Here is a 23,645-nt window from a genome sequence, read left to right on the forward strand (position 1 = left end):
CTTTTTAATAAACCGTTTCTTTAAAGAAGAATCCAGTATCTAAGGGACGATTAACCGGTTGGATTTCTTCAATTTCTTTATATAAATCGTCTTTTACGTCATCATACGCTTCACGATCTTCTACACATAAATCAATAGCCTTACGATATTTTTCTGTCACTTCAATAATATATTCGGAGCTTTTTAACACACCGTCAATTTTCAAGCTATCAATTTCGGCATCGATTAGCTCTTCTAACTCCTCGATAAAGCAAATATCATTTGGGCTCATAATATGAGTGCCATTTTCGTCTTCAAAAATTGGATATTTATTATTACGTTCTGGATCGTGTAAGAACATGTTCTCTTCATACTTTTTCTTTTCAATTTCCATATTGCGATCTTGATATTCAAAGTAATTTCCTACTAATGAACGTTTTGATTGGAACATACATGTCATGCCGTGGATTTGTACTTCTAGCTCCACTTCCGCATGCTCCTTTAACTCAACAATTTCATCTAAGCTTAATTCACGTGCAAGCACAGCACGCTTTGCACCTTTACGGCCCCAATAGTTACATGTAAACCAGTTTGTTGCTGTCGTTTCTGTATTCCAATGCATTTGCATATTCGGTGCTACTTCACGCACAGTCATTAACACGGCTGGATCTCCAAATACAATTGCATCTACATGCACTTCTTGTAAAAATGCAACATAATCTTTTAAGGCTTCCACTTTCTCATTATGGAACATAGCGTTCATTGCTACATATACCTTCATATCATTCTCATGCGCAATGTGTACCGCTTGCTTCACATCTTCACGAGAGAACTCCCCTGCTAAACGTAAGCCGAACTTTTGCTCACCGATCATCACTGCATTTGCTCCTGCTTTTGCAAGAGGTTCAATGTCCGCCACCACTCTTGGCGTTACTAACAATTCAGGTTTTTTCATAATGCGTCACCCTCTCTTTTTACTTACTGCTACTCCATCACCAATTGGGAAAATAGTTGTATCATATCCTTCATGGTTCATAAGCCATTCGTTATACGTCTTAATACGACGAATCAAACCACGCGTACGTCTATTTTCAATCTTCTCTTTTGTCGTTACAAGCCCATGATACATGACGTTATCTGAAATAATAACACCACCCGGATTTAATAACGGCTCATATAAATCAAAAAAGCGACGATATTGTCCTTTTGCTGCATCAATAAAAATAACATCAAATGTTCCATGAGTTTTCACTTGTTCACCCGTTTCTAACGCATCTCCATAAATAACTGAGATACGTTCTTTTACAGAAGAACGATTTATATATTCAAGTGCTTTTTCATATCGATCTACATTCCGCTCTACTGTTACAATGCGAGAATTTGGAATAGCCTGCATCATACGAATACTGGAATAACCAATGGCCGTTCCAAGCTCTAGTATGCTTTTCGGTCCAATTAATCGTAAAAATTGCAACATAAATTCCATTCCCAGACGATCCATAATCGGCACATGATTTTCACTTGCATAATGTTCCATTTCAAGAATAAGTTCATCTTTCGGATCAATAAATGATAGTAAGTATTCGTTAACTGCATCCTCCATAAATGGTCCTCCTTATTTACATGGAGAAGTGCCTCTATGACGCGTCAAGCCTTGTCTCTTCACACATAGAATGCAATAAAAATACAAGCCCGCTCACCCTTAGCTTGTACGTCCCGTTTTGATATTAAAAACGATTCTTCTGCCAGTTTTTAACCCGATATATTTTATCACAAAAAAGAGGGATATGCGAATCTTTTCGCTTCCCTCCCATTTTCATTTCTTTTGTGTAATATGTTTTTGTTTTAATGCATTATGCTCTTCTAACGTTTTTGCATAATATACTTCACCACTTGGTGCAGCTAAGAAATAATAATAGTCTGTTTTTTCAGGTTCTAATGCCGCTTGCACAGAATTTTTACCAGAATTGGCAATTGGTCCAACTGGTAACCCTTTTACAACATATGTATTATATGGAGAATCTACTTTTAAATCCGCATATAATACACGCTCTTTATGTTTTCCGAGCGCATATAACACCGTCGGATCTGTTTGTAATGGCATTCCTTTTACTAAACGATTATAAAATACACTGGATATTTTTTTTCGGTCCGTGTAACCTGTCGCCTCTTCCTCAATTAAAGAAGATAACGTTAATAATTGATGAACATCCCATTGTTTTTCTTTCATTTTTTGTTCATTTTCAACAATTAACTTATTTGTTTTTTCAAGCATCGGCGTCACAATTTCTTCTAAAGTCATCTCTTTTTTATAAAAAGAATACGTTGCCGGATATAAATAACCTTCTAACGGATATTTAATATTGATATCGAAAATTTTGTTCGTTAATAATACCGGATATTTTTGCTGCAACTTTTGTACAAATGTCTTATCGTTTAATTGGCGAACAACATCATCTTTATTCCATTTCAGTTCCTTCGCAATGATTTCTGCAATTTCAACAACTTGTGCGCCTTCTTTAATTGTTAATTTATAAGCAACCGGACGGTGCACATTACCAGATGACATTTCTCTCATTACTTCATCCACATTCATAGATGGATGTAACAAGTATGTACCAGCTTGTAAATTTCTAGATTTAGCTTTTGCATAAAGGCTAAATACTGTCCCGTTCTTCACAATCCCTTTTTCTTCAAGAACCTCTCCAATTTTACTCGTAGATGATCCTTTCGGAATCTCTACTTCAATTTCTTTTTTATTTCCAATATCAAACGGTTTTAATGCTGATGAGATATAAGCATAGATAGAACCGCAGACTACGAGTAGCGCAATAATTACGATTAAAAACCTTTTTCTGCGCTTCTTCTTTCCTTGATTAGCTACCAAAATTCTTTCCTCCTTATTCAATTGTAGACCGTATATACGTACTCTATACAGCAACCTACAAAATCATAGCAACTACATCTATACCTGATAGACGGTTTTTCTGTTTTTTCTACAATCCGTCTTATTATACTATAAATAATTACGCCTTTTCGACAATAAATCTGTCATGGTGTGTTTAAATACAAAAAAATGAACTGCATTCGCAGTCCATCTTTTCGGAAGATTATTCTTGGCCTTCTTCTTCTTCAGCAAGCGTGTTAAACATTTCTTGTACCATTTCCCACTCTTCTTCAGATTCGATTGGAAGTAATGTTCCACCAGATTCTTCTTCATTTTGCTCAAAAGCCATTGCATCATAAATTTGTTCGCCATCTTCGTCAACTTCACCGATTGGAGAGAAGACTACATAAGATTTTTTGCCGAATTTTTCAGCATCAAATGTGAAAATAATTTCACATAAATGTTCGTTACCTTTTTCGTCAACAATTGTAATTTGATTTTCTTCCATTTTGGTCACCTCTTATTTACTATCTAAGTATCCTTGTAAAATCACGACAGCTGCCATCTTATCAATGACCTGCTTTCGTTTTTTCCGGCTAACATCAGCCGAAATGAGCAGACGTTCGGCTGCCATTGTTGACAGACGCTCGTCCCACATTACAATTTCTAATTGTAACAGCTCATGTAGGTTTTCTGCAAATTGCTGACAAGCTTCGCCACGTGGACCAATCGTACCATTCATATTCTTTGGCAATCCTACTACTATCTTGTCCACATTGTACTGTTTTACTAACTCAGTAATCCGATCAAAACCAAACTGACCTCGTTCTTCATTAATTTTAATCGTTTCCAAGCCTTGCGCTGTCCAGCCCATTTCATCACTGACTGCAACACCGACTGTTTTTGTACCAACATCTAAACCTAATATACGCATAAATTACTCCTCACGATGATGTTTCAAGTAGGACTTCACAAGTTCTTCAATTAATTCATCACGTTCTAGCTTACGAATAATATTGCGTGCATCTTTATGACGAGGTATGTATGCTGGGTCTCCACTTAATAAATAACCGACAATTTGGTTGATCGGATTATATCCTTTTTCTTGAAGTGCATCATACACAGTTAAAAGTACATCATTCACATGGACACTCTGTTTTTCATCTTGGAAGTTAAACTTCATTGTTTTATCAAAACCGTCCATTTCAAGCACCTCACTTTAGTAGTAAGTATAGGGAGAAGAACTTCTCCTCTCCCTACCATTGTACACTACTCTCTCTTTATTTTGAAACAGATTTAACGTACTCTTCTACAAATGCTAGTGCATCATCAACTTGCGCTGGGTTTTTACCACCAGCTTGTGCCATATCAGGACGGCCACCGCCACCACCGCCACAGCGAGATGCTACTTCTTTGACAAGTTTACCAGCATGGTAACCTTTTTCAATTAAGTCTTTCGTTACACCAGCAAGAATATTCACTTTATCATCATTTACAGCTGCTAATACAACAACTGCAGACTCTAATTTAGTTTTCAAGTCATCCATCATTGTACGTAAATTATTCATATCTGCAACATTTACTTTCGTTGCGAGTACATTAATACCATCTACTGTTAGAACTGTATCTGTTAAGTTTCCAGCTTCGATATTGCTTAGTTTTGCTGCAAGAGATTCATTCTCTTTTTGAAGCTGTTTCACTTCAGCAAATAGACCGTCTACTCTTGTTAAAATATCTTTCGGATTTGTTTTCATTTTGTTTGCTGCTTCTTTTAATAAACCAACTTGCTCATTCATTAGTTCGTATGCAGCTTTTCCTGTTACTGCCTCAATACGGCGTGTTCCAGCTCCAATACCAGACTCAGCAACAATTTTGAAAATCCCGATAGAAGATGTGTTATCAACGTGACAACCACCGCAAAGCTCTAAGCTGTAATCGCCTACTCGTACGACGCGAACAACATCACCATATTTTTCACCAAATAGTGCCATTGCACCCATTTCTTTTGCTTCTGCAATTGCTTTTTGAGAAATTTCAACAGCAATGCTTTCCCATATTTTTTCGTTTACGATACGCTCAATTTTTTCAAGTTCGTCAGGTTGTACTTGACCGAAGTGAGAGAAGTCAAAGCGTAAACGTTCTGTCGTTACAAGAGAACCTGCCTGGTTTACATGCGTGCCAAGTGTATCTTTTAACGCTTGGTGCAGAAGATGAGTTGCTGTATGGTTTTTCACAACGCCACTACGATTTTGCGTATCGATAATAGCTTTTACCGCTGCATCTTTCGTTAATGTTCCTTCTTCCACAGCAACTTTGTGTAAGTTTTGACCATTTGGTGCTTTTTGTACGTCTTTCACAAGTACTTTCACACCATCTGCAAGAAGGTAACCACGGTCTGCGATTTGTCCGCCGCTCTCAGCATAGAATGGTGTTACATCTAACATTAATTGTCCTTCTTCACCCGCTTGTAAACTATCTGTGTACTCACCATTTTTCACAAGTGCAATGACATTACTTTCTGTTGCTACCGTGCCATAACCAACGAATTCGCTCGCTACTTTAATCTCACCAAGTACGCCACCTTGCACTTGCATGGAATCTACATCTTGACGAGCAGCACGTGCACGTTCACGTTGTTTTTCCATCTCTGTTTCAAATCCTGCATGGTCAACTGTCATCTCAGCTTCTTCTGCATATTCTTCTGTTAATTCAATCGGGAAACCGTATGTGTCGTATAAACGGAATGCATCTGCTCCAGAAATTACAGTTGAGTTTTCTTCTTTTGCTTTTGCAATTACTTCTGCTAAAATTGCTTCGCCATCATGAAGTGTTTCGTGGAAACGTTCTTCTTCATTTTTCACAACGCGTGCAATGAAATCTTTCTTTTCAAGAACTTCTGGATAAAAGTCTTTCATTACTTCTCCAACTACTGGTACTAACTCATACATAAATGGACGGTTAATGTTTAGTTTCTTCGCATAACGTACAGCACGGCGTAATAAACGACGTAATACATACCCGCGGCCTTCGTTAGAAGGAAGAGCACCATCACCAACAGCAAACGTCACAGTACGGATATGGTCAGCGATTACTTTAAATGCCATATCTTTTTCTACATCACCATCCCGATATTTTTCACCAGAGATTGATTCTGTCGCACCGATCATTGGCATAAATAAGTCTGTGTCAAAGTTTGTTGGCACGTCTTGAACGATAGATGTCATACGCTCTAGACCCATCCCTGTATCAATGTTTTTCTTTGGAAGCGGTGTATATGTACCGTCAGGGTTATGGTTAAATTGTGAGAACACAAGGTTCCATACTTCTAAGTAACGCTCGTTTTCTCCGCCTGGGAATAATTCTGGGTCGCTTGGATCATTTCCGTAAGCTTCTCCGCGATCGTAGAAAATTTCTGTATTCGGTCCACTTGGGCCTTCACCGATATCCCAGAAGTTTTCTTCTAAACGAATAATACGTTCTTTCGGTACTCCCATCTTCTCGTTCCAAATTTGGAACGCTTCTTCATCTTCTGGATGAATCGTTACGGATAGCAGTTCTTTATCGAAGCCAATCCATTTGTCACTCGTTAAAAATTCCCAAGCCCATGTGATTGCTTCTTCTTTAAAATAGTCACCAATTGAGAAGTTGCCTAACATTTCAAAGAACGTATGGTGACGAGCCGTTTTCCCTACATTTTCAATATCGTTTGTACGAATTGATTTTTGTGCATTTGTAATACGTGGGTTTTGCGGAATAACACGACCGTCAAAATATTTTTTCAGTGTCGCTACACCACTGTTAATCCATAAAAGAGATGGATCCTCATGTGGAACTAATGATGCGCTTGGTTCAATTGCATGTCCTTTTTCTTGGAAAAAGTCTAAAAACATTTGACGAATTTGTGCTCCTGTTAACTGTTTCATCTATATTTCCTCCTTTAAGAAATTCCATAAAAAACAAAAAACTCCCGTCCCTATAGAAGGGACGAGAGTTAACTCGCGATACCACCCTAATTATGAACCGAGCTATACATTCTCGATTCATCACCTCATGGTGCCGTAACGTGGCAAGACGGCAGGGATTAGCTGCTCTCAGGACTAGCGTTCTGTCACCCTTCATTTAAAGCTTCTCTCAGCCTATGGAAGCCTCTCTCTAAAAATGGGCTGTAACATACTCGTTCCGTCATCAATTTATACTATATGCAAAAATTGTAGCGAATCCGTTTCCATTTGTCAATGTTTCCAAAGCGGCTTTATATGAACGACAATTGTACGAACTACCGCTAAAATAGGAACTGATAGTAAAAGCCCCACGATTCCCCCTATCTCCCCCCCAACAAGGAGAGCAAGCATAATAACAACAGGGTGCATACGCAATGACTTTCCAACAATATAAGGAGACAAAATATTACTTTCAACAAATTGCAAAATCGCCAGGGCAATGCCAGCCTTAATCAACAGATTCGTTGATACCGTCGCGGCAATCATTAACGTTGGAATCGCTCCTAGAATTGGTCCAAAGTACGGGATAATATCAGTTACACCAATAATAATGCCAAGCAATAGTGGATATTTCATACCAATAAACCAAAATGAAAGAGCAGACATCCCCCCTAACACTAAGCAAACGAATAACTGACCGCGAATATAATTCCCAAGTGATTTATCAATTTCTTTTGCCAATAGCTGGCCATCACTCCGCCATTTACTAGGAACTAGCTTCCAAAAGATATGATAAAATTCCTCATAATCTTTCAGTATGTAAAATACAATGAACGGAATTAAGAAAATAAGAAGAAGCGAATCAAGCACACCACGTGCTGTGCTCATCACTTTATTTAATAGCGCTTGAATTTTCATTTCAATACCAACAAATATTTGTTTTACTTTTTCATGAATAAACGCTGGGAAATTTTCCGTCTGTTCTGAAACCCCATCGAGCCACGAATCATACATTTTCATAAATTGCGGAAATTGCTCATTGATTTCTTGCAGTTGCGCAATCACAATTGGTGTCCCTTTATAAATTCCATAACCAATGCCGCCAAAGAAAAGAAGATAAATAAGCAAGATAGCAATTGTGCGCGGCATCCCTTTTTTATGTAACTTTTCAATTAAAGGATGCAGTAAATAGGCAATAAAACAGGCAATAAAAAATGGTGTAATCGCTACTTTAAACACAAATAAAATAGGTCCCCACAGCGGTTTGATTTTTAAAAAGACAAACAAACAAAGAAATAATAACAACAACAAACCTAATCGATAAATCCAAATAATTTTAAGATTCTTCAACAGAAAAACCTCCTCTACCCTTATTGTGAAAAGAAATAGAGCAGGTTATGTGTAAAAATTTAAAAAACCTCACCGTACTAAAATATTTTCATACAGACCATACTGTTTTTAAGATGAATACATATACTTAACTTAATCAGGACAAGCACTTGGACGATACAGCAACTAAAGTGAGGAGGAACAAAATGGTTTGGTTCATGCTAAGTCTTTCAGCACTTTGTATGATATTAGAATGGATTTGTATCGGATTTGGTATTTGGAAGGGATTCTTTATTCAATCTTCACGAAAAGAACGTGCCAAACAACTTTGGTACTATGGGATATTAGGACTTGGCTGCTATGGACTTTCTCATCTTTTCTCTGAAATTGGACTTTTTTATCTCTATACAGCCACGTAAAAAACTCCCAAAAATAAGGGAGTTTTTTTATTTTAACAAGGCATCCTCCACTAATGAAGGTTTCACTTTACCGTAATAATTATAAATAGGACTTAATCATTTTACGTGCTCTTTTTGTATTTCGCTTTGAAAAAACATCTTGTTTACGTGCATATTGATATGCCGCAGCTCCAATACCTAATGCGATTAATGATGAACGTATATTCAAGGTAAATCCCCCTTTTGATTATCCGATTGTCCGTTCATTCTCATCAAATAAATCATCGAGAGAACTGAGCGAACCATCTTCTTCCACTTGATGCGTATGGATTTTCCCCTTTAAAACCGATAATTCAATAAAGCAGTTCCAGCAATAAAATTGGTTGACACCTATTTTTCCAATGTCTTTTCCTTTGCAATTTGGACAACTGAACATATGGCGTTCATCTCCTTACAATCTCCCGTATTCTATTCGCCATTATGTCCAAACTGCATTCATTTATACATGCTAAAGAACCTCATTACACCTTCCTCGCCCTAGTTCTAAGAAGCAACTTCTACTAACGATAAGAACTCAATTAGCGAACGGCAACCATAGCTATCTATATAAATACAAATTAAAAAACCGACATAAACCCCTTCTTTTCAGGCGGGAGAGAGCATCCGGCCATGCATAAAAGCGGTCAGATCCTTTTCCTGCCCAGACATAGTGAAAACAAAGAGAGAAAACGAGTGCAGGTCACCTCTTGTTATCCATAGCCGCGGCTTATATGTCGAAAAATCAAAATGGATTTATATAGAGGTTTCCGCAATTGAAAGTCTCACTATATAATTTCACCTCGCTACATAAAATCATACGGTGAAATGTTTTCCACATCCATTTCCTCACCATTTATCGTCTCCACTTGCACTTGCCCTTGCGTTCCTTGCAAACGATCGCACAGCGTCGTTTGTCGAAGCGCATCATCTAGACGATTCACACCAGATCGAAAGGCAGGTTCTTCCCCGCAAATAATTAAAAACTTTTTGCTTCTTGTAATACCCGTATAGATTAAATTACGGCGAAGCATACGATAATAACTCTTTACAATCGGCATGATAACAATTGGGAACTCACTTCCCTGTGACTTATGAATGGAACAGCAATACGCGTGAGTAATTTGGTTTAAATCCGGCTTTATATACGTCACTTCAATGCCATCAAACGAAACGACCACCATATCTTGCTGCTCTACATTTTCTTTCGCATAAAACACAGAGACAATTTCTCCTATATCACCGTTAAACACTTGGCTTTCCGGTTGATTCACAAGCTGCAGTACTTTATCTCCCACGCGGTACACGACATCACCGTAGGCAATTTCTCTGCTTTTTTCTTTCTTCGGGTTAAATACTTCTTGCAATGCTTCATTTAACACATTAATACCAGCTGGACCACGATACATCGGGGCCAATACTTGTACATCACGCGCACTAAAGCCTTTTACCTTTGCGCTTTCACACACTTGCTTTACAACTTCAACGATTTGCGTCCCTGTACATCCAATAAATGAACGATCTTTTTTATTTTGCGCCAAATCAGGTGGTAATGTTCCCTTTTTTATCGCATGGGCAAGCTGAATAACGGAGGATCCTTCTGCTTGGCGATAGATTTCCGTCAGCTTAACGGTCGGAATCACCCCTGCTTCTAATAAATCCTTCAGCACTTGCCCAGGTCCTACAGACGGGAGCTGATCTTCGTCACCTACGACAATGACTTGAATCGTAGATGGCAATGATTTGAATAACTGATTCGCAAGCCAAATATCAACCATCGAAAACTCATCAATGATGAGCAATTTCCCTTGCACTGGATCATTCTCATTGCGCTGAAACGATCCTTCTGGTGTCCACCCAAGTAAACGGTGAATCGTGCAAGCTGGAAGTCCTGTAGACTCACTCATTCGTTTTGCTGCTCGTCCTGTCGGCGCTGTTAACAAAATAGGAAACGGATTATCATCACTATAATCTTTCGGATTTAAAGATAGTCCGTGAAGAGATGCATACATCTCAACAATCCCTTTAATAACCGTTGTCTTTCCTGTTCCTGGTCCACCTGTTAACAGCATCATCGGTTTATGAAGAGCCGTTTGAATCGCCTCTTGCTGAAGGGGGGCGTACTGTACACTAAACTGCTCTTCAATTTTGCCTAACGTCAATAATAGCTCTGATTCTGGAAATGAGGGTTCCTCTTCTTGATCCATGAGACGACGAACCGATGTAACAACACCTTTTTCAGAATAAAATAAAGAAGCCAAATAAATACGGTCTTCTTCTACGATTATTTTCCCTTCGCCTTGCATCATTTCTACACATTGTAAAATATCTTCTTCAGTAACTGCTCCATCTTGATGATTTAAAAGTCCAATCGTTTCTTGAACGAGCTGTCCTTTTTCCATAAATACATGACCTTCTTGCAGCGAAACGTGTTCTAACGTATAGAAACATCCCGCACGTACACGATCGCTATGATTACCGGACTTTCCAAGTGCCTTTCCGATATCATCGGCTCGTCCAAAACCAATCCCATCTACTTCTTCAATAAGCTGATACGGATTATTTCGAATTACCTCAAGCGTCATCTCTTTATACGTTTGATAAATTTTAATGGAAAGTTTCGTACCGAACCCATAGCCATTTAAAAAGCTCATCACCTTTTCAAGGCCTTGGTGCTCGATGATTGTATCGTATATTTCTTGTGCTTTTTGCTTATTTACAACGCCTTCTAACGCTGCAGGATCATCCATAATTTTTGAAATGGCATGTTCCCCAAGATGATCCACAATCTTTTCGGCTGTTCTTTTCCCAATCCCTTTAAATAAATCGCTCGCTAAGTATTGCACCATTCCTGTTTTTGTTTGCGGTAGTTCTTTTTTAAACGTTTCAACTTGATATTGTTTCCCGTACTTTGGGTGATCTTTAAAATGACCTGTTAACGTAAACACTTCATCTTCATGCATACGGGGAAAGTGACCGTTTATCATCACTTTTTTTTCGTCGTATGTTTCATTCGTTTCAATGACTTTCATACTGACAACGGAATAGAGGTTTTCTTCGTTGTGGAAAATGGTGTGAAGAACTTGCGCTTTTATAAATTTTTGCTCTTCCTCAAACAAATCCATTGCATGTTGATTTCCCATACTTCCTCTCCTTTCCGGTTTCTCTCACTCTAACGAGCAGTACAGCCCCCACCTCTCTACTTAACATTAGATGAGGGGTAACTGCGCGTTAAGGTACAATTTCTATTCGCCTTCTTGCTCTAATAAACGAATGCCATTCCCTGCTAAAAAGTGATCTGGTTGAATTTCAGTTGCCTTCTTAAATAAAGCAAGTGCTTTCTCATTATTTTCTTCAAACACATACGCTACACCTAAATTGTAGTACGCATCTGCATGTTCTTCGTCCATCTGTAATACCTTTTCAAAGTAAGGTTTTGCCTCTTGAATATGCTCTAGTCTTGCAAAACATAACCCACATTGGAATAAGGCTTCAACATCCGTCTCATTTAGTTCAACTGCTCTTTGTAAAAATGGCAGAGCAAGGCGATCGTTCCCAAGCTCTATGTAGGTAATTCCTAGCATAAATGAAACATCCGCTGTATGCAGCCCAACTTGCATTGCTTGTTCAAATACTTCTTTTGCTTCTGCAAATTTTTCTTGCTGATAATATATATTTCCTAATCCATAATAGGCAGCAGCGGACTTTTCATCTAATTCAATCGCACGTTTATAAAATACAATTGCACGCTCACTGTCTCCAAGTGCATCTAATAAATTTGCAAAGTTTACATATCCAAGTGCATCTTTTGGATTTTCTTCAATTGCTTCTGTAAAATTTTTAGCTGCTTCTTCCCAATTTCCTTCTTGCATATATTGAATGCCTATTTCAAGCTTATTTGACATGTTCTTCACCTCTATACGAATTATAACAAAGAATCTATTTTCACAGCGAACAAAAATTCGCGTTTATTAAAAAGAAACCTCTGACCGATACGAGGCAGAGGTTTTTCTTTCTTATCGTGTATGTTCAAAAAGGAGGATAAAGAGAGCCGAGCAGTTCGAGGCACGGAAGCCAGAAGGATACGGAGTGTAGCTCGAACTACATGAGTACCGGACTGGCAACGTAACGAAGAAATGCGACAGCTATCTTTACCGGACTTTTTGAACTTCCTCTTATCCTAAATAATCAAGTTTCTTACCATTACTGTATACTTCATCAATCGTTGCACCACCTAAGCATTCATCTCCATCATAGAAGACAACTGCTTGTCCTGGTGTAATAGCACGAATTGGTTCATCGCAAAGAATACGAATTGTATTCTCATCAACAATTTGAACTGTTACATCATTATCCGCTTGACGATAGCGGAATTTCGCTGTGCACTTAAATTCTTTTTCTTTTGGCTCATTACTTACCCAGCTTACATTCGTAGCAAATACTTCGTCACCATATAACAACTCATTATGGAACCCTTGGTCTACATATAAAATGTTTTCTTTCAAGTTTTTCCCAACAGCGAACCATGGATCACCATTTCCACCAATGCCAAGACCATGACGTTGGCCAATTGTATAGTACATTAAGCCGTCATGTTTTCCTTTTACTTCACCAGATAATGTTTGCATCACACCTGGTTGTGCTGGTAAGTAATTACTTAAAAAGTCTTTAAAGTTTCGCTCACCAATAAAGCAAATACCTGTGCTATCTTTTTTCGTCGCTGTTGCTAAACCAGCTTCTTTCGCCATTTCACGAATTTGTGGCTTCTTTAACTCACCAAGCGGGAACATTGTTTTTGATAATTGCTCTTGACTCAGCTGATTTAAGAAATAAGTTTGGTCTTTATTATCATCAACGCCGCGCAGCATTTTATATTCGCCATCCATATAAGCGACACGTGCATAATGTCCTGTTGCTACATAGTCTGCACCAAGCGCAATCGCATGCTCTAAAAATGCTTTAAATTTAATTTCTTTGTTACACATTACATCTGGATTAGGAGTACGCCCAGCTCTGTACTCATCTAAAAAGTACGTAAATACTTTATCCCAATATTGCTTCTCAAAGTTTACTGCATAATAAGGAATGCCGATTTGATTACATACTTGAATGACATCATTATAGTCTTCCGTCGCAGTACATACACCATTCTCGTCTGTGTCATCCCAGTTTTTCATAAAAATTCCGATTACATCATAGCCTTGCTCTTTTAACAGTAGTGCTGCTACTGATGAATCGACGCCACCGGACATCCCGATGACAACGCGTGTTTCGTGAGGTAGTTTGTTCATCATGTCACCTCCCATGCTAGTTTTGTGTTAATCGCTTCACGATTTTCACGATTTCGTACGCTGCTTTTTGGATTTGCTCTTTCGTATTACCAAAGCCAAAGCTAAAACGTACGGATGAACGTATTTGATCGGACTGCTTTCCAAACATCGCTACCAGTACGTGTGATGGATTAACAGAACCAGCTGTACAAGCAGAACCACTTGACGCTGCAATCCCTGCTAAATCTAAGTTCACAAGAAACGGTTCTATATCCATTCCTGAAAAACTAACGTTAAACACATGTGGTAAGTGATGTTCTAAGCTTCCGTTTACCTCAAAAGTAATGTCTTCTTCTTTAAAGACAGATACCATTATATCTTTAAATTCTTCATATTGGGCACTTTTTTGCTCACGCGTTTGTTCCGCTAATAAAATCGCCTGTTGTAACCCAACAATACTTGGTACATTCTCCGTGCCAGCCCGGCGTTTTCTCTCTTGCTCCCCGCCTGTCAATAGCGGTCCAAATCTCACTTGCCCTCCAGCGTATAAAAAACCAACACCTTTTGGACCATTAATTTTATGTGCAGAGATTGATAATAAGTCGATGCCAAGCTCTTTCACATCAATTGTTGTTAAACCATATGCTTGTACCGCATCTGTATGAAAATAGGCATCGTGTTCTTTCAATAGAGCCCCGATTTCTGCAATTGGTTGAACAGTACCAACTTCATTGTTCCCAAACATAACCGAAACAAGAATCGTTTCGGCTTTTAATGCTTCTTTTACATCTTGAATGCGAACACGACCTGCTGCATCGACCGGCAAATAGGTTACTTCAAAACCTTCTTGCTCTAACACATTACATGTATGCAAAATCGCATGATGCTCAATCGCTGTCGTAATAATATGATTTCCTTTACTACGGTTCGCACGAGCTACACCTAATAGTGCCAAATTATCAGCTTCTGTACCACCGCTTGTAAAAATAATTTCATTGGGATTTGCATGAATGCTACGTGCACATGTACGTCTTGCTTCATCAACCGCATGACGAGTTTGACGTCCATAAAAATGAATACTAGACGGATTACCAAATGTTTCTGTCATAAATGGAATCATCTTTTCGACTACTTCTGGGTGAGTCGGAGATGTCGCAGCATGATCTAAGTAAATGCGTTCCATCATATCTCCTTCTTTCCAAATCGTTTCACAAGGAATTAAATGTAAAACATATAACCCCCATGGTTTTCTTCCTCATAACGCACTAAGTCTTCTAATGTCGTACTATCTAATACTTCTTGCACCGCATCACGAACGCGCATCCAAAGCTGACGCTGTGCTGGTTCTTCTTCATCTAGCACTTCAACAACGCTAATTGGGCCTTCTAATACCCGAATGACATCTCCAGCTGTAATGTTTACTGGTTGATCAGATAATACGTAGCCACCGTATGCACCGCGTGTACTTTTTACAAGACGAGCGTTACGCAAGGGAGAAATTAATTGCTCTAAGTAATGCTCAGATAAATCATGTGCCTGAGCAATTGATTTTAATGAAATTGGGCCTTCGCCAAATTTTTTTGCAAGATCAATCATAATTGTTAAACCGTAACGGCCTTTTGTTGAAATTTTCATCTATTCCGCACCTCTTTTCAAAATTTCACTTCTATTGGTCAGTTATTCTTTTATTCGTAAGAAGAACACGATTTAAAAATCAAAATCCTATGAAATTATAGCATAATATAGTATTATAAGAAATTTCAACTTGTGTATTCAAAATGATAACATAAAGTGAAACTTTAATCAGCAGGGAGCTTCATCGCCCGCTGATTATTAGCCTTCACCAATCGGACTTTTATGGGCAGTTTATCCCCCACCTAACTTCTTTTCTTTTACTGAATTTTGAGGTGGGGATATTACTGCCCGCGAATAGCGGAAAAAAACACATTGAAAAACTCGGGAATTATTACAATGAATAGAAAAACGAAAAAACTCATCTTGTAATCACTTTCATACAGCTGTGCTGAATTTCATTTTCCCCTTTAAAAAATGATAACATAGAAACAGACTATAAACTAAGGGAGACGGTCATAATGAAACAACCACTTGCACATCGAATGCGGCCGACAAATATTACAGAAGTAATCGGACAAACGCATTTAGTTGGGGAAGGGAAAATTTTATGGCGGATGGTACAAGCGAACCATTTCCAATCTATGATTTTATACGGCCCTCCCGGTACAGGAAAAACATCGATTGCTAGTGCAATTGCTGGCAGTACCGGAACACCGTTTCGTCTATTAAATGCTGTTACTCATAATAAAAAAGATATGGAAGTGGTCGTGCAAGAAGCAAAAATGCATCGTCATCTCGTTTTAATATTAGATGAAGTCCATCGCCTAGATAAAGCAAAACAAGATTTTCTATTACCACATTTAGAAAGCGGCCTTCTCACATTAATCGGAGCCACAACAAGTAATCCGTTTCATGCGATTAACTCTGCCATTCGAAGCCGATGTCAAATCTTCGAACTGCATGCGTTAACAGGGAATGATATTTTAATTGGTTTACAACGAGCACTAGACAACAAAGAAAAAGGGCTCGGTGAGTATGATGTAACTGTTACAGCCGATGCATTGCAGCACTTTGCAAATGCTTCAGGAGGAGATATGCGTTCTGCTTATAATGCACTTGAGCTCGCTGTCTTATCTAGCTTTACAACAGATGACCAGGCAGCCAACATCACGCTAGAAATTGCGGAAGAATGCTTACAGAAGAAAAGCTTCGTTCATGATAAAGGGGGCGATGCTCATTACGACGTCATATCCGCTTTTCAAAAATCAGTGCGCGGAAGTGATGTCAACGCCGCACTTCATTATTTAGCAAGACTCATTGAAGCTGGTGATTTACAGAGCATTGGCAGACGCCTTCTTATTATGGCATATGAAGATATTGGACTCGCGAATCCACAAGCAGGACAACGAACACTAGCTGCCATTGAATCAGCGGAACGCGTCGGTTTTCCGGAAGCTCGTATTCCACTTGCAAATGCTGTCATTGAACTTTGTTTGTCACCAAAATCAAATTCAGCTTATAAAGCTCTCGATGCAGCACTGCACGACTTACGAAATGGACAAACTGGTGATGTTCCGAGTCATTTAAAAGATAACCACTATAAAGGTGCAGAAACACTCAGTAGAGGAATTGGATACTTATATCCACATGATTATCCAAACGGCTGGGTAGAGCAGCAATACTTACCTGATAAAATTAAAAACAAGCAATACTATAAACCCAAAAAAACAGGGAAGTTCGAACAAGCACTCTCCTCTGTTTATGAAAAATTGCAAAGTTCGCATAAAAGTAATTCAAAAGGGTAATATAAGCGAAAACGACATGATATATGGAGGTTTCGCTTATGAAAACACGCCAAGATGCATGGACGGGAGAAGAAGATCTCCTTTTAGCAGAAACCGTTTTACGTCACATTCGCAAAGGCAGTACACAGTTAAAAGCATTCGATGAAGTTGGCGATGAATTAAATCGCACTTCCGCCGCCTGCGGTTTCCGCTGGAATGCAGAAGTTAGGCAAAATTACGAAGAAGCTGTACAAATTGCAAAAAAACAAAGAAAAGAGTTCAAACGTTCTCTTGCAAATGAAGAGACACAACAGCTATTAAAACTAGAGCCGAAGAAACACGTCGTAATTGATGCTGAGTTTTCAGAAGAACCTATAACGAAACAACCTTCACTTACAATGCAAGATGTTGTCTCATTTCTGCAAAACCTGGAACAAAATAGTCCTCATCTAGCAAAGTTACAAACTGAAAATGAAACATTGCACCTACAACTCGCAACATTACAAAAAACAAATGCGGAATTAGAAACAAAACTTGCAGTACTTACGAAACAACAACAAGCTGTGCAAGAAGATTATGAAATACTCGTTAAAATTATGGATCGTGCTCGGAAACTTGTTCTGCTAGATGACCACGAAAAACAGATTGCACCTATTTTTAAGATGGATCAGAACGGAAATTTAGATATTATCTCACAATAAATAAGACTACTTCCCCTTCAGGTAATGAAATAAAACACCTGGTTCAGTACATAGACATAACATGTAAAAGGTAATTCAACTATTATAAAGAAGTGAGATGAATCATTGTGAAAAGTCATTACTTTAACAACGAAAGGCAAGTTGGTTCAGCCATCACACTAGCTGGGGCACAAGAGACACTTCATGCAGTTTATCATGCAATGCAATCTATGCCGTACTATCACCATCCCATCGTACAATACTATCATCATCCTATGTATTTCATACATCAAGATATATATCCAGCTGATTTCTCAACAATTCCATTTGGCCCAATCTACTATTTATAAGGGAAGCCTATCGCTTTCCTTTCATAATCCTTTATTATGTATTATTGTCATTGAACCGAACCATCCCTAAAAAAAACAGAGGGATAACGACTTATAGAAACGTCATTATCCCTTTGCTTTTAATGTTTACTTAAATCCATTTAAACACTTCTACCTCTATAATTTTATAAAAGCTTTTTGCCTCTAAAAATTCAACATATATTTATAAACTATTTCATAAATTATCCTGTCTGTTAGCTCAATAACTTTAATCAAACTTTTTTATAAACGGTGCATCTTTATTTTAAACCTACACCAACAAATCCTGCTTCTGGATCTAGCCATTCCGTACTTTCTCCCCTAGTAAAATGTAAGTGTTTTCGTTTTTTGTTTTAACATCATTTTACATTAACATGAGGTGTTTACCAAATTAATTACGCTGAATCTGAATATATAACGATCAATCTAGACGAGAATATATATTTCCATCCGTATCTTTCAATATAATATTCTTATGCAATTTACTGACACCGATTAAAATAACAGGGTTTTCCTCATTCGATTTCCCTTCCTTTATTTTCACTGTCACGTATGTAGTATCATCTTTTTCCTGAAAGTTTGTTACTTCAATTGTGCTACCTTTATGCTGAGATCCGACTGCTAAAGCAATCATTTTTTTCCCTTCTGAAATCGTATACGTAGCGTATCCTACTTGTGAAGGATTTTTCTGTGCTCGTTCTGGAAAATAATTAACCATATCTGGCACTTCATTATACCTTGATTTCTCTAACACCCAATAATCTTCATATTGATTACATGCGGAAAGCAATAATAGACAAGCAAACAGTATGAAACGTACAACCGATCGTGTATTCATTTCACCACCTCTTTCACAAAATTGTTAATATGTATAAATATTAACAATTTTAAAATTAATAGTAAAATAACTTTCAACAACTCGGTTATACAATCACAAAAAAGCGTATGTTCCCCTAGTGGAACATACGCTTTTCTATCTTTCACTCTTGCCCAACACGTTTTACTTCTACATGTTTCAAACGTTCACGCACAACGTGACTTGCCATAATTAAACCAGCCACAGATGGAACGAACGCATTTGAAGAAGGTGGTAATTTTGCTTTACGAATTTTTGCGTTTTCGTCTGGAACGATTTCTTTACGAACTTCTTCACGAATAACGATTGGGTTTTCATCTGAGAAAACAACCTTTACACCTTTTTTAATGCCTTCTTTACGAAGCTTCGTACGAATAACTTTCGCAATTGGATCTGTATGTGTTTTAGAAATATCCGCAATGCGGAAACGAGTTGGGTCCATTTTATTTGCTGCACCCATACTTGAAATCATTTTAATTTTTCTACGTAAACATTGTTTAATTAAATGAATTTTGAACGTAATTGTATCAGATGCGTCAACTACGAAGTCTAAACCGTATTTAAAGAAATCTTCATATGTTTCATCTGTATAAAACATTTCTAATGTAATGACTTCACAGTCTGGATTAATATCGGCAATTCGCTCTTTCATTAATTCTACTTTTGAACGGCCAACAGTAGAAACTAATGCGTGAATTTGACGGTTTACGTTTGTAATATCTACAACATCTTTATCCACTAGCACAAGACGCCCTACACCAGAGCGCGCTAACGCTTCTGCAGAGAATGAACCTACGCCGCCAATTCCTAAAATACCTACTGTACTATTTTTTAATATTTCAAGACCTTCTTTTCCGAAGGCTAATTCATTACGTGAAAATTGATGTAACATGCGTTCTACACTCCTATTACAAAAATGGTCTACCATGTATTCTAGCGTTTTTCCGACTATTTGTATAGAAAAAGTTATAGAATTCCTAAAAATACATATTCCAAAAACATAACAAAGGAATCCGAATCATTCAATGACTAGATGAAGTAAACTTAAAAATTTGTTTTAAAATCAAAACCCTTAAGTTATACTGAAATAATATCTAAATATATTAAGGAGATAACATTATGGATATGAAAGAAAAAAACGTAATTATTGAGAGTATTCCACAAAAAGGTTTTTTTGGACATCCTAAAGGTTTATTTACTTTATTCTTTACGGAATTTTGGGAAAGATTTTCTTATTATGGAATGAGGGCCATATTACTTTACTATATGTATTATTCCATTGCAAAAGGCGGATTAGGGATTGATCAAGCTACTGCCACCTCGATTATGGCAATTTATGGATCCCTATTATATATGTCCAGTATTATTGGTGGTTGGGTCTCTGATCGTCTACTTGGTTCAAGTAAAACTATTTTTTGGGGCGGCATTTTAATTATGGTTGGTCACCTTATTCTATCACTGCCAGGTAGTATTACTACTTTATTTATTTCGATGATATTTTTAATACTTGGAACAGGATTATTAAAACCAAACATCTCTAGTATTGTTGGAAATTTATATAGTGAATCAGACACACGTCGAGACTCCGGGTTTAGCATTTTCTATATGGGCATTAATCTAGGTGCTCTTGTAGCTCCTCTTGTTGTTGGTACATTAGGTCAACAATATAATTTCCATCTTGGTTTTGGAATTGCGGCAGTTGGTATGATGGTAGGCTTGTCAATATTCGTGTTTACGAAAAAGAAGACTCTTGGTTTAGCTGGTACACAAATCCCAAACCCTTTAACAAGTATTGAACGAAAGAAAACACTTAAACAATTTAGCATAAGTATACTTGTTATAATATTCTTATGTGCTGTTACAATACCCACTGGGTTATTAACTATTAATCGTTTTACTTTTTTAATAAGTATTTTAGGAATTATTATTCCTACTTGCTACTTCATTTATATGTACCGTAGTCCAAAAACTACAAAAATTGAACGCTCTCGCCTTCTTGCTTATATACCGTTATTTATTGCAGCTACAATGTTTTGGGCTATACAAGAGCAAGGTGCAATTATTTTAGCTACCTATGCCGATCAGCGGACCCAGTTACAATTTGCTGGATTTAAAATACAATCTGCATGGTTTCAATCATTGAGTCCTATATTTATAGTAATACTGGCACCATTATTTGCATGGGTTTGGGTAAAACTTAATACACGCCAACCTTCTACTACAAATAAATTTGCTATCGGATTACTTTTTGCTGGATTATCATTCTTGATTATGATTATTCCTGCTTATATTAACGGTACAGATTCTCTAGTAAGTCCTATCTGGTTAGTTCTTAGCTTTTTGTTAATAGTAATTGGAGAAGTTTGTTTATCACCTGCAGGATTATCAATAACAACAAAATTAGCTCCAGCTGCGTTTTCAGCACAAACAATAAGTTTATGGTTTTTATCTACTGCATCCGCACAAGCTATAAATGCACAGGTTGTAAAATTATACAATCCTGCAACAGAAATCATTTACTTTGGAGTTATTGGAGCTATATCTATCGTATTAAGTATAACATTATTTATGCTATCAACAAAAATTCAAAGCTTCATGAAAGGGCTTCACTAATATCCATTTGATCAAAACGAAAAGCTGGTATTGCACCAGCTTTTTCATTTTTACCTTTGTAAACTTACAATATACAATGAAATTTAAAAACACTACCCTAAAAAAAAATCCTAGATGGCTTTAGTATAACCATCTAGGATTCGTTCTTACTTCTCTTCTTTTACGTTTAATTGTAAGTATAGCTCTTCAAGCTGCGCTTCTGCAACTGGGCTTGGAGCATCTGTTAATAAGCAGCTTGCGCTTGCTGTTTTCGGGAATGCAATTGTATCACGAAGGTTTGTACGACCTGCAAGTAACATAACGAGACGATCTAAACCTAATGCAATTCCGCCATGTGGTGGTGTACCATATTCGAATGCTTCTAATAAGAATCCGAATTGCTCTTGCGCTTCTTCTTGTGTGAAACCAAGTGCTTTGAACATTTTTTCTTGTACATCACGCTCATAAATACGAAGTGATCCGCCGCCAAGCTCATAACCATTCAATACAAGGTCATATGCTTGTGCACGCGCTTTTTCTGGTGCTGTTTCTAATAGCTCAACATCTTCACGGAATGGCATTGTGAATGGATGATGCGCTGCAAAGTAACGATCAGCATCTTCATCGTACTCAAGAAGTGGCCAATTCGTTACCCATAAGAAGTTAAATTTACTTTCGTCAATTAACTCGAGTTCCTTACCTAGGCGTAAACGAAGTGCACCTAAGCTATCAGCAACAACGCTTTTCTTATCTGCAACAAATAATAATAAGTCGCCAGCAGTTGCTTCTAATGTGCTTGTCAGCACGTTTGCATCTTCTTCGTTAAAGAATTTTGCAATCGGTCCTTTTAAGCCATCTTCTTCAACTTTTAACCAAGCTAAACCTTTTGCACCGTATACTTTTACGAATTCAGTTAATGCATCGATGTCTTTACGAGAATATTTGCTCCCCGCACCTTTTGCATTGATTGCTTTTACTTGTCCACCATTTTCTACAGCGCTTGTAAACACTTTAAAGCCACAATCTGCTGCAAATTCAGATAGGTCAGTAAGTTCCATTGCAAAACGCGTATCTGGCTTATCAGAACCAAAACGAGACATTGCATCACTATATTTCATACGTGGGAATGGCGCTTTAACCTCCACACCCTTCGCTTCTTTCATTACTTTCGTCATCATGCGTTCCATCATCTCTAAGATCTCATCTTGTGTTAAGAATGATGCCTCGATGTCGATTTGCGTGAATTCTGGTTGACGATCTGCACGTAAATCTTCATCACGGAAACAACGTGCTACTTGATAATAACGCTCAAATCCGCCGACCATAAGAAGCTGTTTGAATAGCTGCGGAGATTGCGGAAGTGCATAAAATTCACCTTCATGTACACGACTTGGTACTAAATAGTCGCGTGCTCCTTCTGGCGTGCTTTTCGTTAAGATTGGCGTCTCTACTTCTAAGAACTCTTCTGTATCCAAGAAATTACGAATTGTTTTTGTTACATCGTGACGCATTTTAAATGTGTTGTACATCACAGGACGGCGTAAATCTAAGTAACGATATTTCAAACGAACATCTTCTGATGCATCTGTATCATCTGCAATGATAATTGGCGTTGTTTTCGCTGCATTTAATACATTAACTTTCGTTGCTTGTACTTCAATGCGTCCCGTTGCCATATTTTCATTGATTGCACCAGGGCCGCGCTCAACAACTGTTCCTTCTACGTGTAACACGTATTCGCTACGAATTGTTTCTGCTATTTCTAGTGCTTCTTTTGATGTTTCTGGGTTAAATACAACTTGAACAATACCTGTACGGTCACGTAAGTCGATAAAAATTAATCCACCTAAATCACGGCGCTTTTGTACCCAACCTTTTAATTGAACAGTTTGTCCAACTGCTTCTACTGTTACTTTTCCACATGTATGTGTTCTTTCAGCCATTGTCTGT

The 23,645-nt window shown here is 37.8% G+C and carries 23 protein-coding genes and 1 other annotated feature; of the genes, 5 read left to right on the top strand and 18 right to left on the bottom strand.

All coding sequences use genetic code 11. The features are described from left to right. Positions 1-4 precede the first annotated feature (4 nt). The 8 genes from QRE67_RS20510 to QRE67_RS20545 form a co-directional block, all read right to left on the bottom strand. Positions 5-934 (bottom strand): peptidase U32 family protein, encoded by a 930-nt coding sequence (locus QRE67_RS20510; RefSeq protein ID WP_286122048.1) that lies wholly within the window; start codon positions 932-934, stop codon positions 5-7. 6 nt (positions 935-940) lie between these two features. Then, complete coding sequence (locus tag QRE67_RS20515; protein WP_286122049.1) at positions 941-1,582, bottom strand: O-methyltransferase; 642 nt, start codon at positions 1,580-1,582, stop codon at positions 941-943. Between the two features lie 213 nt (positions 1,583-1,795). Further along, entirely contained in the window at positions 1,796-2,866 is a 1,071-nt protein-coding gene (gene mltG, locus QRE67_RS20520) for an endolytic transglycosylase MltG (RefSeq protein ID WP_286122050.1), read from the bottom strand. Between the two features lie 223 nt (positions 2,867-3,089). After that, entirely contained in the window at positions 3,090-3,374 is a 285-nt protein-coding gene (locus QRE67_RS20525) for a DUF1292 domain-containing protein (RefSeq protein ID WP_033672679.1), read from the bottom strand. Positions 3,375-3,386: 12 nt separating this feature from the next. After that, on the bottom strand, positions 3,387-3,800 hold the full coding sequence (gene ruvX, locus QRE67_RS20530) for a Holliday junction resolvase RuvX (RefSeq protein WP_286122051.1): 414 nt from the start codon (positions 3,798-3,800) through the stop codon (positions 3,387-3,389). A gap of 3 nt (positions 3,801-3,803) precedes the next feature. Next, positions 3,804-4,070: an IreB family regulatory phosphoprotein gene (locus QRE67_RS20535; RefSeq protein ID WP_033672681.1), complete on the bottom strand. Its 267-nt coding sequence runs from the start codon at positions 4,068-4,070 to the stop codon at positions 3,804-3,806. A gap of 76 nt (positions 4,071-4,146) precedes the next feature. Further along, positions 4,147-6,789, bottom strand: coding sequence for an alanine--tRNA ligase (gene alaS, locus QRE67_RS20540; protein WP_286122052.1), 2,643 nt, complete (start codon positions 6,787-6,789; stop codon positions 4,147-4,149). 54 nt (positions 6,790-6,843) lie between these two features. Beyond that, positions 6,844-7,061: a binding site (T-box leader), on the bottom strand. A 37-nt stretch (positions 7,062-7,098) separates the two neighbouring features. After that, entirely contained in the window at positions 7,099-8,157 is a 1,059-nt protein-coding gene (locus tag QRE67_RS20545; RefSeq protein WP_286122053.1) for an AI-2E family transporter, read from the bottom strand. 185 nt (positions 8,158-8,342) lie between these two features. On the opposite strand from QRE67_RS20545, the gene QRE67_RS20550 reads away from it, so the two are divergent. After that, entirely contained in the window at positions 8,343-8,555 is a 213-nt protein-coding gene (locus QRE67_RS20550; protein WP_286122054.1) for a hypothetical protein, read from the top strand. 79 nt (positions 8,556-8,634) lie between these two features. Here QRE67_RS20550 and QRE67_RS20555 read toward each other — a convergent pair whose 3' ends face one another. The 7 genes from QRE67_RS20555 to cymR form a co-directional block, all read right to left on the bottom strand. Further along, on the bottom strand, positions 8,635-8,763 hold the full coding sequence (locus tag QRE67_RS20555; RefSeq protein ID WP_286122055.1) for a YrzQ family protein: 129 nt from the start codon (positions 8,761-8,763) through the stop codon (positions 8,635-8,637). Positions 8,764-8,781: 18 nt separating this feature from the next. Further along, positions 8,782-8,970 (bottom strand): YrzR-like zinc ribbon domain, encoded by a 189-nt coding sequence (locus tag QRE67_RS20560; RefSeq protein WP_286122056.1) that lies wholly within the window; start codon positions 8,968-8,970, stop codon positions 8,782-8,784. Between the two features lie 406 nt (positions 8,971-9,376). Continuing rightward, complete coding sequence (recD2, locus tag QRE67_RS20565; protein ID WP_286122057.1) at positions 9,377-11,713, bottom strand: SF1B family DNA helicase RecD2; 2,337 nt, start codon at positions 11,711-11,713, stop codon at positions 9,377-9,379. Positions 11,714-11,815: 102 nt separating this feature from the next. Further along, positions 11,816-12,475 carry a tetratricopeptide repeat protein gene (locus QRE67_RS20570; RefSeq protein ID WP_286122058.1) on the bottom strand — a complete coding sequence of 220 codons (660 nt, stop codon included), beginning with the start codon at positions 12,473-12,475 and terminating at the stop codon, positions 11,816-11,818. Positions 12,476-12,745: 270 nt separating this feature from the next. Then, positions 12,746-13,861, bottom strand: coding sequence for a tRNA 2-thiouridine(34) synthase MnmA (gene mnmA / locus QRE67_RS20575; protein WP_286125341.1), 1,116 nt, complete (start codon positions 13,859-13,861; stop codon positions 12,746-12,748). Positions 13,862-13,877: 16 nt separating this feature from the next. Continuing rightward, entirely contained in the window at positions 13,878-15,023 is a 1,146-nt protein-coding gene (locus tag QRE67_RS20580; RefSeq protein ID WP_286125342.1) for a cysteine desulfurase family protein, read from the bottom strand. Between the two features lie 35 nt (positions 15,024-15,058). Continuing rightward, positions 15,059-15,475, bottom strand: coding sequence for a cysteine metabolism transcriptional regulator CymR (cymR, locus tag QRE67_RS20585; RefSeq protein ID WP_286122059.1), 417 nt, complete (start codon positions 15,473-15,475; stop codon positions 15,059-15,061). 458 nt (positions 15,476-15,933) lie between these two features. Here cymR and QRE67_RS20590 point away from each other — a divergent pair, with 458 nt between their 5' ends. From QRE67_RS20590 to QRE67_RS20600, 3 genes are all read left to right on the top strand, one after another. Beyond that, positions 15,934-17,220 carry a replication-associated recombination protein A gene (locus QRE67_RS20590; RefSeq protein WP_286122060.1) on the top strand — a complete coding sequence of 429 codons (1,287 nt, stop codon included), beginning with the start codon at positions 15,934-15,936 and terminating at the stop codon, positions 17,218-17,220. Between the two features lie 38 nt (positions 17,221-17,258). Further along, positions 17,259-17,900 (top strand): RsfA family transcriptional regulator, encoded by a 642-nt coding sequence (locus tag QRE67_RS20595; protein WP_286122061.1) that lies wholly within the window; start codon positions 17,259-17,261, stop codon positions 17,898-17,900. Positions 17,901-18,007: 107 nt separating this feature from the next. Then, a complete protein-coding gene (locus QRE67_RS20600) occupies positions 18,008-18,229 on the top strand; it encodes a DUF3947 family protein (RefSeq protein WP_286122062.1) in 222 nt (73 codons plus the stop codon). A gap of 439 nt (positions 18,230-18,668) precedes the next feature. Here the strand turns inward: QRE67_RS20600 and QRE67_RS20605 are convergent, their stop codons facing one another. Beyond that, on the bottom strand, positions 18,669-19,085 hold the full coding sequence (locus QRE67_RS20605) for a hypothetical protein (RefSeq protein ID WP_286122063.1): 417 nt from the start codon (positions 19,083-19,085) through the stop codon (positions 18,669-18,671). 142 nt (positions 19,086-19,227) lie between these two features. After that, on the bottom strand, positions 19,228-19,995 hold the full coding sequence (locus QRE67_RS20610) for a tRNA threonylcarbamoyladenosine dehydratase (protein WP_286122064.1): 768 nt from the start codon (positions 19,993-19,995) through the stop codon (positions 19,228-19,230). Between the two features lie 233 nt (positions 19,996-20,228). Between QRE67_RS20610 and QRE67_RS20615 the strand changes: the two genes are divergently transcribed. Further along, positions 20,229-21,716, top strand: coding sequence for a peptide MFS transporter (locus QRE67_RS20615; protein ID WP_286125343.1), 1,488 nt, complete (start codon positions 20,229-20,231; stop codon positions 21,714-21,716). 146 nt (positions 21,717-21,862) lie between these two features. On the opposite strand, the gene aspS is transcribed toward QRE67_RS20615, so the two are convergent. Then, positions 21,863-23,638, bottom strand: coding sequence for an aspartate--tRNA ligase (gene aspS, locus QRE67_RS20620; RefSeq protein WP_286122065.1), 1,776 nt, complete (start codon positions 23,636-23,638; stop codon positions 21,863-21,865). Positions 23,639-23,645 lie beyond the last annotated feature (7 nt).

The sequence above is a fragment of the Bacillus sp. DX3.1 genome, assembly GCF_030292155.1.
Classification (GTDB): domain Bacteria; phylum Bacillota; class Bacilli; order Bacillales; family Bacillaceae_G; genus Bacillus_A.

Coding starts and splice junctions, on each gene's coding strand:
- QRE67_RS20525 (WP_033672679.1), bottom strand. CDS start 3,374: ATGGAAGAAAATCAAATTACAATTGTTGACGAAAAAGGTAACGAACAT.
- QRE67_RS20560 (WP_286122056.1), bottom strand. CDS start 8,970: ATGTTCAGTTGTCCAAATTGCAAAGGAAAAGACATTGGAAAAATAGGT.
- QRE67_RS20605 (WP_286122063.1), bottom strand. CDS start 19,085: ATGAATACACGATCGGTTGTACGTTTCATACTGTTTGCTTGTCTATTA.
- ruvX (WP_286122051.1), bottom strand. CDS start 3,800: ATGCGTATATTAGGTTTAGATGTTGGTACAAAAACAGTCGGTGTTGCA.
- QRE67_RS20535 (WP_033672681.1), bottom strand. CDS start 4,070: ATGGACGGTTTTGATAAAACAATGAAGTTTAACTTCCAAGATGAAAAA.
- QRE67_RS20550 (WP_286122054.1), top strand. CDS start 8,343: ATGGTTTGGTTCATGCTAAGTCTTTCAGCACTTTGTATGATATTAGAA.
- QRE67_RS20615 (WP_286125343.1), top strand. CDS start 20,229: ATGAAAGAAAAAAACGTAATTATTGAGAGTATTCCACAAAAAGGTTTT.
- recD2 (WP_286122057.1), bottom strand. CDS start 11,713: ATGGGAAATCAACATGCAATGGATTTGTTTGAGGAAGAGCAAAAATTT.
- mnmA (WP_286125341.1), bottom strand. CDS start 13,861: ATGAACAAACTACCTCACGAAACACGCGTTGTCATCGGGATGTCCGGT.
- alaS (WP_286122052.1), bottom strand. CDS start 6,789: ATGAAACAGTTAACAGGAGCACAAATTCGTCAAATGTTTTTAGACTTT.
- QRE67_RS20595 (WP_286122061.1), top strand. CDS start 17,259: ATGAAAACACGCCAAGATGCATGGACGGGAGAAGAAGATCTCCTTTTA.
- QRE67_RS20610 (WP_286122064.1), bottom strand. CDS start 19,995: ATGTTACATCAATTTTCACGTAATGAATTAGCCTTCGGAAAAGAAGGT.
- QRE67_RS20570 (WP_286122058.1), bottom strand. CDS start 12,475: ATGTCAAATAAGCTTGAAATAGGCATTCAATATATGCAAGAAGGAAAT.
- aspS (WP_286122065.1), bottom strand. CDS start 23,638: ATGGCTGAAAGAACACATACATGTGGAAAAGTAACAGTAGAAGCAGTT.
- QRE67_RS20590 (WP_286122060.1), top strand. CDS start 15,934: ATGAAACAACCACTTGCACATCGAATGCGGCCGACAAATATTACAGAA.
- QRE67_RS20580 (WP_286125342.1), bottom strand. CDS start 15,023: ATGGAACGCATTTACTTAGATCATGCTGCGACATCTCCGACTCACCCA.
- cymR (WP_286122059.1), bottom strand. CDS start 15,475: ATGAAAATTTCAACAAAAGGCCGTTACGGTTTAACAATTATGATTGAT.
- QRE67_RS20510 (WP_286122048.1), bottom strand. CDS start 934: ATGAAAAAACCTGAATTGTTAGTAACGCCAAGAGTGGTGGCGGACATT.
- QRE67_RS20515 (WP_286122049.1), bottom strand. CDS start 1,582: ATGGAGGATGCAGTTAACGAATACTTACTATCATTTATTGATCCGAAA.